Annotated in this window: 16 protein-coding genes; 2 read left to right on the top strand and 14 right to left on the bottom strand. The window is 66.0% G+C overall.

The genetic code is table 11. The annotated features are described in order from the left end of the window. The first annotated feature begins 5 nt into the window (after nucleotides 1-5). Together ACM1PE_RS03600 and ACM1PE_RS03595 are read left to right on the top strand one after the other, a co-directional pair. The gene (locus ACM1PE_RS03600) at nucleotides 6-986 is read left to right on the top strand and encodes a succinylglutamate desuccinylase/aspartoacylase domain-containing protein (protein ID WP_251877378.1); all 981 of its coding nucleotides are present in this window, start codon (nucleotides 6-8) and stop codon (nucleotides 984-986) included. Nucleotides 987-989: 3 nt separating this feature from the next. Beyond that, nucleotides 990-2,087: a pyridoxal-phosphate dependent enzyme gene (locus ACM1PE_RS03595; protein ID WP_419342556.1), complete on the top strand. Its 1,098-nt coding sequence runs from the start codon at nucleotides 990-992 to the stop codon at nucleotides 2,085-2,087. A 24-nt stretch (nucleotides 2,088-2,111) separates the two neighbouring features. On the opposite strand, the gene ACM1PE_RS03590 is transcribed toward ACM1PE_RS03595, so the two are convergent. The 14 genes from ACM1PE_RS03590 to fabG form a co-directional block, all read right to left on the bottom strand. Next, on the bottom strand, nucleotides 2,112-3,020 hold the full coding sequence (locus ACM1PE_RS03590) for a LysR family transcriptional regulator (protein WP_054450632.1): 909 nt from the start codon (nucleotides 3,018-3,020) through the stop codon (nucleotides 2,112-2,114). An 18-nt stretch (nucleotides 3,021-3,038) separates the two neighbouring features. After that, nucleotides 3,039-3,626 (bottom strand): DNA repair protein RecO, encoded by a 588-nt coding sequence (gene recO, locus ACM1PE_RS03585; protein ID WP_419342555.1) that lies wholly within the window; start codon nucleotides 3,624-3,626, stop codon nucleotides 3,039-3,041. Beyond that, the gene (era, locus tag ACM1PE_RS03580; protein ID WP_059374765.1) at nucleotides 3,619-4,509 is read right to left on the bottom strand and encodes a GTPase Era; all 891 of its coding nucleotides are present in this window, start codon (nucleotides 4,507-4,509) and stop codon (nucleotides 3,619-3,621) included. The genes recO and era overlap by 8 nt, the downstream gene beginning before the upstream one ends. Next, nucleotides 4,506-5,267, bottom strand: coding sequence for a ribonuclease III (gene rnc, locus ACM1PE_RS03575; protein ID WP_042792396.1), 762 nt, complete (start codon nucleotides 5,265-5,267; stop codon nucleotides 4,506-4,508). Before rnc ends, era begins: the two co-directional genes overlap by 4 nt. Nucleotides 5,268-5,269: 2 nt before the next feature. After that, nucleotides 5,270-6,154 carry a signal peptidase I gene (lepB, locus tag ACM1PE_RS03570; protein ID WP_059374767.1) on the bottom strand — a complete coding sequence of 295 codons (885 nt, stop codon included), beginning with the start codon at nucleotides 6,152-6,154 and terminating at the stop codon, nucleotides 5,270-5,272. Nucleotides 6,155-6,177: 23 nt separating this feature from the next. Beyond that, nucleotides 6,178-7,971: a translation elongation factor 4 gene (gene lepA, locus ACM1PE_RS03565; protein WP_059374769.1), complete on the bottom strand. Its 1,794-nt coding sequence runs from the start codon at nucleotides 7,969-7,971 to the stop codon at nucleotides 6,178-6,180. Between the two features lie 199 nt (nucleotides 7,972-8,170). Continuing rightward, on the bottom strand, nucleotides 8,171-9,658 hold the full coding sequence (locus tag ACM1PE_RS03560) for a DegQ family serine endoprotease (protein WP_419342554.1): 1,488 nt from the start codon (nucleotides 9,656-9,658) through the stop codon (nucleotides 8,171-8,173). A gap of 40 nt (nucleotides 9,659-9,698) precedes the next feature. Further along, complete coding sequence (locus tag ACM1PE_RS03555; RefSeq protein WP_118931842.1) at nucleotides 9,699-10,781, bottom strand: MucB/RseB C-terminal domain-containing protein; 1,083 nt, start codon at nucleotides 10,779-10,781, stop codon at nucleotides 9,699-9,701. Beyond that, nucleotides 10,781-11,287, bottom strand: a complete 507-nt coding sequence (locus ACM1PE_RS03550; protein ID WP_054450617.1) for a sigma-E factor negative regulatory protein — start codon at nucleotides 11,285-11,287, stop codon at nucleotides 10,781-10,783. Before ACM1PE_RS03550 ends, ACM1PE_RS03555 begins: the two co-directional genes overlap by 1 nt. Nucleotides 11,288-11,299: 12 nt before the next feature. After that, a complete protein-coding gene (gene rpoE / locus ACM1PE_RS03545; RefSeq protein ID WP_013392230.1) occupies nucleotides 11,300-11,899 on the bottom strand; it encodes an RNA polymerase sigma factor RpoE in 600 nt (199 codons plus the stop codon). Further along, nucleotides 11,896-12,327, bottom strand: coding sequence for a hypothetical protein (locus ACM1PE_RS03540; RefSeq protein WP_223283229.1), 432 nt, complete (start codon nucleotides 12,325-12,327; stop codon nucleotides 11,896-11,898). Before ACM1PE_RS03540 ends, rpoE begins: the two co-directional genes overlap by 4 nt. Nucleotides 12,328-12,391: 64 nt before the next feature. Further along, nucleotides 12,392-13,621 (bottom strand): beta-ketoacyl-ACP synthase II, encoded by a 1,230-nt coding sequence (gene fabF / locus ACM1PE_RS03535; protein ID WP_059374776.1) that lies wholly within the window; start codon nucleotides 13,619-13,621, stop codon nucleotides 12,392-12,394. Nucleotides 13,622-13,813: 192 nt separating this feature from the next. Continuing rightward, a complete protein-coding gene (gene acpP / locus ACM1PE_RS03530) occupies nucleotides 13,814-14,053 on the bottom strand; it encodes an acyl carrier protein (RefSeq protein ID WP_003813816.1) in 240 nt (79 codons plus the stop codon). A 215-nt stretch (nucleotides 14,054-14,268) separates the two neighbouring features. Next, nucleotides 14,269-15,021, bottom strand: a complete 753-nt coding sequence (gene fabG / locus ACM1PE_RS03525; protein WP_059374778.1) for a 3-oxoacyl-ACP reductase FabG — start codon at nucleotides 15,019-15,021, stop codon at nucleotides 14,269-14,271. Nucleotides 15,022-15,024 lie beyond the last annotated feature (3 nt).

The following is a 15,024-nucleotide window of genomic DNA, read 5'->3' as shown; positions in this document are numbered from 1 at the left end:
GCCGCATGGCCACGGTAAGCCGCGAGGACTTCTCCTGCGCCGCGGCGACCAACGCGTCGGCCTACCGGCGCGTCACCATACCGATGCTGCGGATCGAGGCGGGGCCTGGCCCCGCCGTCGCCTTGATGGCGGGCGTGCATGGCGACGAATGGGAAGGCCAGGCCGCCATCCTGGAACTGTGGCGCCTGCTGCCCGGCATCCTGCGGCGCGGCACGGTCTACCTGCTGCCCGCGGCCAACGCCGAGGCCTCGCTGGCAGGCACGCGCCTGTCGCCGTCCGACGGCGGCAACCTCAACCGCGCTTTTTTGGGAGCCCCCGCGCGCGGCTACACGGAGAGCGTGGCCGCCGCGCTGGAAGCCCGGCTGTTGCCGCGCATACAGGCGCTGGTGGACGTGCACAGCGGCGGCGCGTCGCTGCGCTACCTGCCCTCGTCGGTCATCACGCGCTACGGCAATGATGCCTACGACGAACGCCTGCCCGCCCTGGCGCGCGCCTTCGGGCTGCCCGATTGCATGTACTTCCGCGGCACGGAGTCCGGCTCCATGCCGGCCGCCGCCAGCCGCCACGGGGTGCTGCGCCTGAGCGCCGAGATCGGCGGGGGCCGCGAAACCAGCCAGGCGCTGGTCGACCGCTGCCGCGACGGCCTGCTGGGCTGCCTGGGCGAACTCGGCCTTTTGCCCGACCGGCCGCCCGCGCGCCACCCCGAAGTCCGCCTCTACGACCTGGACGTCCCCGCCGCCACCGTGCGCGCCAGCGAGGCCGGCGTGTTCGTGCCCGCGGTCGAACTGGGACAACAGATCAATGCGCGCCAGCGCGTCGGCCAACTGATGGAACCCGCCCGACCCGATACCGCGCCGCGCGCCCTGACCAGCCTGCAAGCCGGCACCGTCGTCTGCCTGCGCTCCATCGCCCGCAGCGACGACGGCGATTGCCTGATCCAGGTCGCGCCCGCCCTTCCCCTCGATTCCCTAGCCTCGAAGTACTGACACATGCAGATGAACCCTAGCTTGTCCGGCCTGCGCTGCATCCGTTGCGCCAGCCTGTGGCCGCCAGCCGATTACCCAGAAGGCTGCCCCAGCTGCCTGGAAGCCGGCCACCCCGCCAGCCTGGAATGCCTGTACGAACCCTCGGCCGACGGCGCCATGCCCCTGCCGGTGCTGAACGCCGTCACGCTGGGCGAAGGCGCCACCCCCTGTCTCGCCGTGCCCGCGCTGGCGCAGACCGAAGGCGTGGGCCAGCTCTGGCTGAAATGCGAAAGCGCCAACCCCACCGGCAGTCACAAGGACCGCATGGCGGCCCAACTGGTGTCGCGCGCGCGCCTGGCCGGCGCCACCCGCGTGGCGGCCGCCTCCAGCGGCAATGCCGGCGTCTCGCTGGCCGCCTATTGCGCCGCCGCGCGGCTGGAGGCCGACATCGCCATCACCAGCAACTGCCCGCCCTTGCAGCGCGAGGCCATGCAGCGCTTCGGCGCCCGGCTCACCGCCTTCGAGGACAGCCTGAGCCGCTGGCCCCATGTCGAAGACCTGTGCCGCAACCGCGGCGCCTTCGCCGGCACCAACTATCTGAATCCGCCTGTCGGCACCCACCCCTACGGCGTGGAAGGCTACAAGCCCATCGCGCTGGAAATCCTGGAAAGCTGCGGCGTCCCCAGCGACATCGTGGTGCCCACCGCGCGCGGCGATCTGCTGTGGGGCATCTTCCTGGGCTGGCAGCATCTGCTGCAAACCGGCCGCATTGCGCGCCTGCCGCGCCTGCACGCGGTGGAGCCATACGCTCGCCTGTCGCGCGCCCGCGCCACGGGCGACGCGCGCAAGCAATGGGACGGCGTGACGGACCAGTATTCAATCGCGGGCAGCACCAGCACGCTGCAGTCGCTGGAAGCCTTGACGCGTTCGGGCGGCACGCCGGTGGAGATCTCGGACGCCGCTGCCGCGCAAGCGCAGCAGCGGCTGGAACGCATGGGCCTGGCGACCGAACTGTCGTCGGCCGCGGCGCTGGCTGCCGTGTCTCGGCTGCGGCGCTCGGGCCTGCTGGACGCGGAGTCGTCCGTGGTATTGATCGTGACCTCGGACGGCCGCCGCGGCTAGCGTCCCGGGAACGGCTTCGGCGCGCTAGACGCCGAAGCTCTCCACCAGCGGCGCCAGCGCGCCGCGCAGGCAGGTAGCCCAGAACTTGCCCGCCTCGGACAAGGGGCGGCTGCCGTGCAGGATCATGTGGCATTCGAAATGCACCGGCGCGGCCAGCGGGCGGTAGCACAAACCCGCCGCCGCCATGCCGACCGCCGTCGCAGGGTTGGCGATGCCCACGCCGTGTCCCGCCAGCGCCAGTTGGCACACCGTGCTTGAATATGGCGTCTCGATGGCCACCTTCAGGCTTTGCCCCGCCTGCGCCAACAGCGCGTCCAGGCGCTTGCGCGAGCCGTCCTCGGCGTTCAGCGCGATCACGTCGGCGTCGGCCAGGTGCGAAAAATCCACTTGTTCCAGCCGCGCCAGCGGATGCCCCTTGGGAAAGACCGCCACGGCGCGCAGGCTGGCCAGCCGATGGCCGCGCAAGCCTTCCAGCTCGGATTCGTCGGCCACCGCCGCCAGGTCCAGCTCGCCCGACACCACCATGTCGCGCAAGGTATTGGAATCCCGGATCTGCAGATACAGGCCGGTATCGGGATAGCGTTCCCGAAAACGCGCGATGGTGTCGCTGATGATGGCGCCGCTATAGGCATGGATGCAGCCGATGCGCAGCCGCGGCTGCGCGGCGCCGCGGATGGCGCGGATCTTGCGGCCCAGGCTTTCCAGCCCGACATTCAGGCGGCGGATTTCTTCATACAACAGCGTCGCCTCGGGCGTGCGCTGCATGCGCTGGCGCACGCGCTCAAACAGGCGCAGCTCGATGCTGGCTTCCAGTGCCGCCAAGGTCGCGCTGACGGTGGCGGGCGACACGTCCAGCCGCCTGGCGGCGGCGGTGACGCTTTCCGTTTCGTAGACGGTGCGGAAGGTCTCGACCTGCTTGAGCGTGAAGGTCATGGCCGGATCGCGCTGCGCTCAGATGCGTTGCAGGTCCAGCAACACGCGCCGGGTCGACAAGGGTCGGCCCGCCAGGATTTCGGCTAGCCGTTCGCGCAGGTCGCGGCGCAGGGCCGGCTCGATCGCCGCATCGTCGAAATCGGGGGGATTCTCGTCCACGCCATAGCCGGTCTCGCGCAGCAGCGTCCATTCGAAGCGGCGCAGCGCGCCCGCAGCGCGGGTGCCGCCGGACAGTTGCTGCAAGGCGAAGTCGTAAGCGTCGAACAGCAGCGGGTGGGCGTCTTCGCGCGGCAGCAGCCGCAGCAGCAGCTCGTTCATGTACCAGGCCGACATCAGCGCGGTGCCGGTCAGCGGGCGGATGCCCGCGATCTCGGCGCGCGTCAGCGTCTTGACCTCGCCATTGCCGGTCCACGACAGCAGCAGCGGCTGGAACGCGGACAGCACGGGACGCAGGACGGAATACGGGCGCTTGGCGCCCTTGGCGACCATGGCCACGCAGCCGTGATCGCGGGAGAAAGTCTGAACGATGAGGGATGTCTCACGCCACGCGGTGGCGTGCAACATATATCCGGGGCGATCCTGGACGCGGGGCGCCCGTCTACTCATAGCCCAGATCGCGCAGCGCACCCTCGCGGTCGGACCAGCCCTTGCGCACCTTGATGTAGACCTCCAGGTGCACCGGCTTGTCCAGCAGCTTGGCGATGTCCTGCCGCGCCTCCGTGGCGATGCGCTTCATGTGCATGCCGCCCGCGCCCAACAGGATGGGCTTGTGGCTGTCGCGCTCGACCACCACGCAGGCATTGATGCTGGCGCCCTTGCTGGTCTCTTCCCATTGCTCGATGACGACGGTACAGCCGTAGGGCAGTTCGTCGCCGACCAGGCGGAAGATCTTCTCGCGCACCAATTCGGCGGCGATGAAGCGCATGGGACGGTCGGTCAGCGTGTCTTCCTCGAACATCGGCTCGCCTTCCGGCAGGCGCGACGCGATTTCCTCCAGCAACTGGTCCAACTGCTGGTTCTTGGTGGCGCTGACGGGCACCACGGCGCCGAACGGATGCAGCGCCATGATCTTGGAGACGAAGGCGAACAGGTCGTCGCGGTTCTTCAGTGCGTCGATCTTGGAGACGACCAGGATGGTGCGCTCCGGCGCGGGCAAGAGCGGCAGCAGCTTGGCATCGCCCTCGGACCATTTGCCGGCTTCCACCACGTGCACCACCACGTCCACGTCGGCCAGGGCCTGCGTGACCACGCGGTTCATCATGCGGTTCATGGCGCCGCCATGCCGCGTCTGGAAACCGGGGGTATCGACGAATACGAACTGCTCGTGCTCGCGCGTCAACACGCCGTGGATGCGGTGGCGCGTAGTCTGCGCCTTGCGCGACACGATGGAAATCTTGGAACCGATCAGGGCGTTCGTCAGGGTGGACTTGCCCACGTTGGGGCGGCCCACGATGGCGACGAAGCCGGTACGAAAAGGGGTATCGCTCATTTAGTCTCTTGAGCCACTGCCACCGGCAGCGACAATTGCGCGGTTTTGCGCGCCTTGCCCGACTTGCGGGCAGCCTTGGTCGCCGGGCTGACGGCCAACGCGGCCTCCAGCGCCAGCTTGGCCGCCGATTGCTCGGCGGCGCGGCGGCTGGCGCCTGGCGCCATCACCTTGATCTCGAGCGCCGGAATGGCGCACTCGACTTCGAACTGCTGGCTATGGGCCGCGCCATGCGTGGCGACCACCGTATACACCGGCAGCGCCAGCTTGCGGCCCTGCAGGAATTCCTGCAGCAAGGTCTTGGCGTCCTTGCCCAGGGTCTTGGGATCGACCGAGGCCAGCACCGGCTGGTACTGGCGCACGATCACGCGGCGGGCGGCGTCGAAGCCTGCATCCAGGAACACGGCGCCGAACAGGGCCTCGACCGTGTCGGCCAGGATCGAAGGACGGCGGAAACCGCCGCTCTTCAATTCGCCCTCGCCCAGGCGCAGATACTGCGACAGTTCCAGCCGCTGGGCGATATCCGCCAGCGAGGCCTGCTTGACCAGATTGGCCCGCAGGCGCGACAAGTCGCCTTCGTCGATCTTGGAATAACGCTCGAACAGCATCGCTGCAACGACGAAGTTCAGCACGGAATCCCCGAGGAATTCCAGGCGCTCGTTGTGGCGCGCGCCGTGGCTGCGATGCGTCAGCGCCTGTTCGAGCAATGCCGGATCACTGAAGTGGTGGTCCAGGCGGTTTTCTAGCGTGGCTAGCGACATAATCAGTTGAACCGGCCGATGCGGCTGAGATCGCTGAAATTCATCCAGATGAAGAACGCGCGTCCGACGATATTGGCTTCCGGTACGAAGCCCCAGTATCGGCTGTCAGCGCTGTTATCCCGATTATCGCCCATGGCGAAAAACTGCCCTTCGGGTACTTTGCAGCGTACCCCATTACGGCTGTATTGGCAGTTCTGGCGGTTGGGAAATTGCCACATCGCGTTGTACTCCTGCGGTTTTCCCTCATCCAGCAGGATTTTGTGCTCAACGTCGCCCAACTTCTCTTTATATTGCGCAATATATGACACACGATCCGGCTCAAAATAGTCGCCGTCGCGCACATGCGGCACCAATTCGCCGTTGATGTAGAGCTTTTTATCCAGGTAGGCGATTTCATCGCCCGGCAGGCCGACCACGCGCTTGATGTAATCGACGTCCGGATCCACCGGGTAGCGGAACACGAACACGTCGCCGCGCTGGGGCTTGCCCACTTCGATGACCTTCTTGTCGATGACCGGCAGGCGCAGGCCGTAGCTGAACTTGTTCACCAGGATCAGGTCGCCCGATTGCAGGGTCGGCAGCATGGAGCCCGACGGAATGCGGAACGGCTCGACCACGAACGAGCGCAGCATGAACACGAACAGGATGACGGGGAAGAAGCTGACGGCGTATTCGATCCACCACGGCATGCGGCGCGCGGCGTCGCCGGCTTCGCGGCGCAGGCGCTCGGCTTCCTGGGCGTCGCCGACCAGGGCCGCATCGTATTGCGCCATTGCCGCCTGGGCCCGGCGTTCACGGCCCTTGCGCAGCACTGCCAGATCAAGCACCCAGATAAAGCCGGTCAACACCAGCAAAATAAAAAGAATCAGGGCAAAGTTCCAACTCATCAGCTAACCGCCTTCTTTGGGTTCTATTTGTCTTCCACTTGCAGGATGGCCAGGAACGCCTCCTGCGGAATTTCCACGCTACCCACCTGCTTCATGCGCTTCTTGCCGGCCTTCTGCTTTTCCAGCAGCTTCTTCTTGCGCGAGATGTCGCCGCCGTAGCACTTGGCCAGCACGTTCTTGCGCAGCGCCTTGACGTTTTCGCGCGCGATGATTTCGGCGCCGATGGCAGCCTGGATGACCACATCGAACATCTGGCGCGGAATCAAGCCGCGCATGCGCGTGACCACGTCGCGGGCGCGGTGGCGCGCGTTGCTGCGGTGGACGATCACGGCCAACGCATCGACGCGGTCGTTGTTGATCAACAGGTCCACGCGCACCACGTCGGCCGAGCGGTACTCCAGGAACTCGTAGTCCATCGAGGCGTAGCCGCGCGAGACCGACTTCAGCTTGTCGAAGAAGTCCAGCACGATCTCGGCCAGCGGGATCTCGTACACCAGGTGCACCTGGCGGCCGTGATAGCTCATGTTGACCTGCACGCCGCGCTTGTTATTGCACAGCGTCATGACAGGACCGACGTAGTCCTGCGGCATGAACAGCGTGACCTTCACGATGGGTTCGCGGATGTCGGCGATCTTGCCGATCTCCGGCATGCGCGACGGGCTTTCCACGGTGATCACGGAACCGTCGCGCTGTTCGACCTCGTACACCACCGACGGCGCGGTGGTGATGATGTCCATGTCGAATTCGCGCTCCAGGCGCTCCTGCACGATTTCCATGTGCAAAAGACCCAGGAAGCCGCAACGGAAGCCGAAGCCCAGCGCCTGCGACACTTCCGGCTCGAACATCAGCGCGGCGTCGTTCAGCTTGAGCTTTTCAAGCGAATCGCGCAGCTGGTCGTATTCGGAGCTTTCCACGGGGTACAGGCCCGCGAATACCTGCGGCTTCACTTCCTTGAAGCCGGGCAGCGGCTCGGCCGCGGGCTTGTTGGCCAGGGTGACGGTATCGCCCACCTTGGCGTCTTCCAGCTGCTTGATGCCGGCGATGATGAAGCCCACTTCGCCCGCCGACAGATGCGGACGCTGCTGCGACTTCGGCGTGAACACGCCGGTCTGCTCGCACAGGTGGGTGGCGCCGGACGCCATCAGCAGGATCTTGTCCTTGGGCTTGAGTACGCCGTTGATGATGCGCACCAGCATCACCACGCCCACGTAGTTGTCGAACCACGAATCGATGATGAGGGCCTGCAGCGGCGCGTCGGGATCGCCCTTGGGCGGCGGCACGCGGGCCACGACCATTTCCAGGATCTCGTCGATGCCCATGCCGGTCTTGGCGCTGGCCAGCACCGCCTGCGAAGCGTCGATGCCGATTACGTCCTCGACTTCCTGGCGGGCGCCGTCGGGATCGGCCTGCGGCAGGTCCATCTTGTTCAGCACGGGCAGGACTTCCACGCCCAGCTCGATGGCGGTGTAGCAGTTGGCCACGGTCTGCGCTTCCACGCCCTGCGAGGCGTCCACCACCAGCAGCGCGCCTTCGCAGGCCGACAGGGAACGGCTGACTTCATACGAGAAGTCCACGTGTCCCGGGGTGTCGATCAGGTTCAGGTTGTAGACCTTGCCGTCCTGCGCCTTGTAGTGCAGGGCCGCGGTCTGGGCCTTGATGGTGATGCCGCGCTCGCGCTCGATTTCCATGGAATCGAGGACCTGCGCCGACATCTCGCGATCCGCCAATCCGCCGCAGCGCTGGATCAGGCGATCGGCCAGGGTCGATTTGCCGTGATCGATGTGGGCAATGATGGAGAAGTTGCGAATATGCTGCATGCTTGAAGTTATAAGGGACGGAACACTCGGCACTGGGCCGGAAGACACCGCCGCCGGAATACGCACGGCTGACGAGGAGGGTGCCAACGGGCCTGGCCCGGGCAAAACAAGGGGGCGCCATGCGCCCCCTCTTGCGGCAACCAGGCATTTTAGCCGGTCTTGCGCCTTTTTTCTGCGGACTCGGAGGACGGGCCCGGCATTACTTCGATGCCGGCACCGCCACCCACTGCGTCTGGTCGCCGCGGCGCACCAGCAGCCCCGCCGCGCGGCCCTTGTCCAGCTTGGCCACGAGCTCGCCGAACTGCTTGGCGCCGGTGACGTCGGTGTCGTTCAGGGCCAACACGATGTCGCCGTCCTGCAGGCCGGCCTTGGCCGCGGCGCCTTCGGCCACCTTGACCTGGACGCCGCCCTTGATGCGCAGCTTCTTCTGCACGTCGGCCGGCACGTCGACCACGCCCAAGCCCAGCGCATTGGTGACTTCCGGCACCGGCGGCGCGCCCTTCTTGCTGGCGCCCGCGGCCTTCTCGGTCGGGATCTCGCCCACCTTGACCGACAGCGTCAGGTTCTTGCCCTTGCGCCACACTTCCATGTCGGCGCGCGTGCCCGGCTTGGTTTCGCCCACGATGCGGGGCAGGTCGGACCAGCGCTTGATGGGTTCGCCGTTGAACTTGAGGATCACGTCGCCCGGTTGCACGCCCGCCTGCTCGGCGGGGCCGTCGGCTTCCACGCTGCTGACCAGCGCACCCTCGGCCTTGGGCAGGCCGATGGCTTCGGCCACATCCTTGCCGACTTCGCCGATCTGCACGCCGACGCGGCCGCGCGTGACCTTGCCGGTGGCGCGCAGCTGGTCCACCACGCGCATGGCTTCATCGATGGGAATGGCCAGCGAAATGCCCATGAAGCCGCCGCTGCGCGAAATGATCTGGGAATTGATGCCCACCACCTCGCCCTGCAGGTTGATCAGCGGACCGCCCGAGTTGCCCGGATTGACCGCAACGTCGGTCTGGATGAACGGCAGGTACTCGCCGGTATCGCGGCCGATGGCGCTGACGATGCCGGAGGTCACGGTGGAATCCAGGCCGAACGGCGAACCGATGGCCAGCACCCACTGTCCCTTCTTCAGCTGCTTGGGATCGCCGATGACCAGGGGGGTCATGTCCTTGGCTTCGATCTTGATCAACGCCACGTCGGTGCGCTCGTCCGTGCCGATGACCTTGGCCTTGAACTCGCGGCCGTCGGTCAGCGTGACGTAAATGTCCGTCGCGTCCACCACCACGTGGTTATTGGTCAGGATGTAGCCGTCATCGGAAATGAAGAAGCCGGAGCCCACGCCGCGCGGCACGGTGCGCTCTTCGGGCTGCGAAGGCTGCGGGCGCTGGCGTTGCGACGGGCCGGGCTGAGCGCCGCCGCCGGGCGGCTGGAATTCGGGGCCGAAGAACCAGCGGAACAGTTCATAGGGATCGTTGCCGCCGCCGGGGCCCATGCCGCGCACCGGCACCGTGGCCGTGGTGCGGATATTGACGACCGCAGGGTCGGCCTTTTCGACAATGGTTGTGAAATCAGGCAGCGTCACCGCCGGCGCCTGGGCGACGGCGGCGGGCACGTAAGCGCCGGCCAACATGACGCTGGCCGCGGCCGCCACCAGAAAGCGCCGCAAAAAAGCACTCGACACTGTCATTGCTTTCATAAGTGTTACTCCGAAATTGCTGCTTGCCACACCCGGCCGATCACTTGGAATCGGCCCCGGGCGCTGCCGCCGCAGGCGCGGCGGGCACATATTCAGTGGCTTGCGCCAGCTGTTCCAACGTCGCGAGGGGCACTTCGCCCACGGCGGTCAGCCAGAAATCAGCGATGCGCGTGCCGTAGACCGTGATCGCCCCGCGCTGCGCGGCGCCATGGGGAGGACGGTGACCGCGCTGGCTGTCGTAGGGTTCGATGAACACGGAAATGGCCGCCAGTCCATCGGACAATACCATCTGGTTGACCGTGATGCCCTTCCCCATCGAACGGGCCACCTGCATGACGGCCTTGAACCCCTTGGGCGCCGGAATGCGCCAGCCTTGGGCGGCCAGATCCACCGGTTTCATGGAGGGTTCCAGCACCTTCCAGTCGCGCGTGCTCCAGCGCGAGGTCAGCAACTGGGGGTCGACTTCCGAACCCAGCCGCAGCGAGGTAAACGACACCTGCTCGACCACGCCGCGGGCGGCATTCAGCGTCTGGGCCTTGAGCAGCAGATTGGTTTCGACGTCCGCGCACAGCCGGTAGCCGTAACGCAGCTTGTCCAGCGGTTCGATCGTGATCAGGCGGCACTCGCGCCCGGCCACGCGGTGCAGGGCGGATTCGGCATGGATCTTGTAGTGTTCGGACAGGTTGGCCGCCTCGCCCAGCAGCAGGCCGGGGAAGCGGTCGCCGCGGCGGCGCTCCAGCAGCACGGTCTTGCGCTCGGGGAGGAGACACTGCACGTCTTCGTTGTGGCGCAGGTACTCGCGGGGTTGGCCGTCGAGGATTTCCAGGCGTTCGCGTTCGCCGGTGCCGTCTACCACGTGCACCAGGCGCGAGGACTGGATCGTTTCACCCTGCTGGTACATGAAGACGCCCGCGTAGTCCTGCTTGCGGGCGGCTTGTTGGATGCGCGTCAGCAGCTGAACCACGTCATCGGTGGCAGCAGGCGCGGCATCGGCTGCGCGCGCGGGTTCGTGCGCAGCCAGGAAAGCGGTCAAGAGCGTTGCGGCAAACCAGCCGGCGCGGTGGGCCTGCAGCGTGGCGGCCCGGCCCAGCACCGGCCAGCGCGATGGAAGCACCAACGCCATCAGCGCCCCACCCCGGTGTCGAACGACACCTGGCGCACAGCGCTCGGGCCGGCCATCTGGCGATGCGCTTCCAGGTAGTCGCGCAAGCCCGAATCGTCGGCGGCCGCGGCCGGCGAGCTGGCATCGGCCAGTACGCGGACTTCGGTCGCCGGTTCGCCGGTCAGGTAAGGCTGCGCCACCCAGGCGACGGTCGCCACGGCGGCGGCCACCGCCAGGCCGGACAAGCCGACTCGCAATGGCGAGCGGCGCCGAGGCGCCGCAACAATGGGCAATTCCGCGTCCAGCGCCCGTGCCAGGCGGGCCTGGAAGGCCGCGCTGGGGGTCAGCGCCAGATCGGCGTTGCGCAGGGAATCACCGATCAGATGATAGGTGTCCCAGGTCTCGCGCCCCTCGCGGGACAACAAGCCGGGAAAGATGTCGTCGGATTCCTCTCCGTCCATCCAGGCGGAAACCGACTCCTCCCAGGAGGACTCGGCGATCACAACGGATTTGGCTGCTGTTTGCATGACTGCCACTCCTTACCAGCGACGCTCGGCATCGGTGCCTAGCAATGGACGCAACTTGACGGCGATGGCTTCGCGCGCACGAAAAATGCGGGAACGCACCGTACCGATCGGGCAATCCATGCTCTGGGCGATGTCTTCGTAACTCATACCTTCGATTTCACGCAGGACAATTGCGGTACGCAACTCTTCAGGCAATTCCTCAATCGCGGCGTTCACCGTCTCGGCGATTTCGCGGCTGGCGACCATGGACTCCGGCGTGCTTATATCGGTTAGGTTGTCGGTTTCGTTAAAAGTTTCACCGTCTTCCGTTTCTATCGCATTGGGCGCGCTGGGACGCCGGCCCTGCGAGGCCAGCCAATTGCGCGCCGTATTGATGGCGATCCGGTACAGCCAGGTGTAAAAGGCGCTTTCCCCGCGGAACTGGGGCAAGGCGCGGTAGGCCTTGATGAAAGCCTCCTGGGCCACGTCCTCGATTTCCGAGGGGTCGCGGATCATGCGGGCCAGCAGACGGAGAATCTTGCGCTGGTACTTGAGCACCAGCAGGTCGAAAGCCTTCTTGTCGCCCCGCTGGACGCGCGCGACAAGCTCGGCGTCGACTTCGCGCTCGCTCATGACGCCTCCCGCAGACTGGGCGCCGGACGGGCGGGCCGCGCCGCGCCGGCCAGCAGGCACAGGCGCCGCCAGGACTCGGGGCGCAACGTCCGTTGCCAGACGGTGAGGGTGATTGTGCTGTTGGTAAAGGCCGTACTCCCGGTGGACAAGGGCTGCAAAGTGAGCGTCAGCCAGCGGGGACCGCGCTGTTCTTGCAACAGCCTTGCGTCCTGCCAGCCTTGCGGCAGGCGTACCTGCCAGCTCCCTGCCCCGGCTGCCGCACGCAATGCGGATACGGGGGACAGGCTGCTCCGTGCCGAGTGTAACAGCCTGGCCAGCACAAGCAGGAGCGCGATTGCCGCGCCCGCTGCCCATGCCATACCGTGCCAGAACGCCGCCGTCAGCACGCAGGCGCCGGCCGCGGCCAGCGCCAGGCCCAAAAGCGCCATGGCGCTTCCTGGCCGCCTGACAGGCACGCGAAACGCCCAGCGTTCCCCGAGCGCCTCTTCCAAATCAGACCCGGCGAACGGCCATCGAGCCGTTGGTGCCGCCGAAGCCGAACGAGTTGGACAGGCCGACATCGATCTTCATCTGCCGCGCCTCGTTGGCGCAGTAATCCAGATCGCATTCCGGATCTTGATTGAAGATGTTGATCGTGGGCGGCGAGATCTGGTTGTAGACCGCCAGGGTCGTGAACACCGCCTCGATGCCGCCGGCCGCGCCGAGCAAGTGCCCGGTCATGGACTTGGTCGAATTGACCACCAGCTTCTTGGCGTGGTCGCCGAAAGCCAGTTTCAGCGCGTCGGTCTCGTTCTTGTCGCCCAGGGGCGTCGAAGTGCCGTGGGCGTTGACGTACTGCACGTCTTCGGCATTCAGGCCGCCGTTGCGCAGCGCGTTCAGAACGCCGCGGCGCGGGCCGTCCTTGTCGGGAGCCGTGATGTGGTGAGCGTCCGAACTCATGCCATAGCCTGCCAGCTCGCCGTAGATGCGCGCGCCGCGCTTCTTGGCGTGTTCGTATTCTTCCAGCACCAGTACGCCTGCACCCTCGCCCAACACGAAGCCGTCGCGGTCGCGGTCCCAGGGACGCGATGCCGTTTCAGGATCGTCATTGCGGGTCGACAAGGCGCGCATGGCGGCGAAACCGCCAATGCCCAGCGGCGACACGGTCGACTCGGCGCCGCCGGCCACCATGACGTCGGCATCGCCGTACTCGATCAGGCGCGCGGCATCGCCGATGCAATGCAGGCCAGTGGTGCAAGCCGACACCACCGCGTAGCTCGGCCCCTTCATGCCATACGTGATGGACAAGTGGCCGGAGATCAGGTTGATCAGCGAACCCGGCACGAAGAACGGCGAAATGCGGCGCGGTCCCTTGGCCAGATATTCAACCTGCGTTTCCTCGATGCGCGGCAGGCCGCCGATGCCCGAGCCCACGATCACGCCGATGCGTTCCGCGTTGGCTTCGGTGACTTCCAGACCGCAGTCGCGCCATGCCTGCATCCCGGCAGCCAGGCCGTAATGGATGAAGGTATCCATCTGGCGGGCTTCCTTGGCCGAGATATAGGTGCTGATGTCGAAGTCTTTGACTTCGCCGGCAATATGCGTGGTGATGGCCGAGGGATCGAAACGGGTGATACGGCTGATGCCAGAACGTCCGTTGACGATATTGTCCCAAGCGGTGGTCAAGTCGTTCCCGACGGGAGAAACGATACCCAGGCCAGTGATGACGACACGTCGCTTCACGGATGACTCCTCAAACAGACAAAAGAAAGGCGGTTTTCGGGATGCGCTGCACGTGCGGCCCACGCGAAAGCGGGTCGGGCATTACAACGCCCTTCCCGCATGCGGACCGCACGGCAAATTCCTGAAACCGCCCCGATTTCCCGGTTGGCTGCGACGGACGCCGCAAGGCAACCAGAAGGGTAAAAGCCCAGCTTACTGCTTGCCGTGCGAATTGATGTAGTCAATCGCTTGTTGCACGGTCGTGATCTTTTCGGCCTCTTCGTCGGGGATCTCGGTCTCGAATTCGTCTTCGAGCGCCATGACCAGTTCGACCATGTCGAGCGAATCGGCACCGAGGTCGTCAAGGAAGGAGGATTCGTTCTTGATCTCGGCTTCGTTGACGCCAAGTTGTTCAGCGACGATCTTCTTGACGCGCTGTTCGATGCTTTCCATGCAGATCTCCAATTGGGAAAAATCCCGCGAATTATAGCCAAGCGCGGAGTTTTGCGACGCCTGGCCGTGACAAAAATAACACCGCGCACTTGATCTGTCGCCGGGAGTGGCGCAGGAAACCGGTGTGCGGCGTTTCCGGTTGAACCTCGCGTTGCCTCGCCGTTTGTATCCGGCGACGGCTTGGCGGAACTGGCCGCCTACGCGCGATTCGTGACTTATTGCATGTACATCCCGCCGTTGACGTGCAGGGTGGTGCCGGTAATGTAACCCGCCTGCGGCCCGGACAAAAACGCCACGGCGTGGGCGATGTCGGCGGGCGAACCCAGGCGGCCCAGCGGAATCTGCTGCAGCAAGGCAGCAGTTTGATTTTCGCCCAGCGCGCGCGTCATGTCGGTATCGATGAAACCAGGCGCGACGCAGTTCACGGTGATATTGCGGCTGCCCAGTTCACGCGCCAGGGCGCGCGACATGCCTGCCACGCCGGCCTTGGCCGCCGCGTAGTTGGCTTGGCCCGGGTTGCCGCTGGAACCCACCACGGACGTAACGTTGATGATGCGTCCCCAGCGCGCCTTCATCATGCTGCGCAGCACGGCGCGCGACAGACGGAAAACCGAAGCCAGGTTGGTGTCGATGACGGCCGACCAGTCCTCATCCTTCATGCGCATTGCCAGCGTATCACGGGTGATGCCGGCGTTATTGACGAGGATGTGGGGACCGCCGCCTTCCTTGCCCAGCGCGTCGATCAGCGCATCGCAGGCAGCTGCGTCGGTCACGTCCAGCACCACGCCGCGGCCGCCCAGGGGCGCCAGCGCTTCGGTGATGGCGGCGGCGCCCGACTCGGACGTGGCGGTGCCGACGACGGTCGCGCCGCGCGCGGCCAGTTCCTGGGCGATGGCGCGGCCGATGCCGCGCGTGGCGCCGGTCACCAGCGCGATCTTGCCCTGCAGTTCGATCGAGGTGTTGTCCATGTT

Origin of the sequence: Achromobacter sp. PD1 (assembly GCF_048541815.1) — a bacterium.
GTDB classification, from domain to species: Bacteria; Pseudomonadota; Gammaproteobacteria; order Burkholderiales; family Burkholderiaceae_B; genus Achromobacter; species Achromobacter bronchisepticus_A.
The sequence above is the reverse complement of the archived record's forward strand: the minus strand, read 5'-3'. Positions and strand labels throughout refer to the sequence as shown.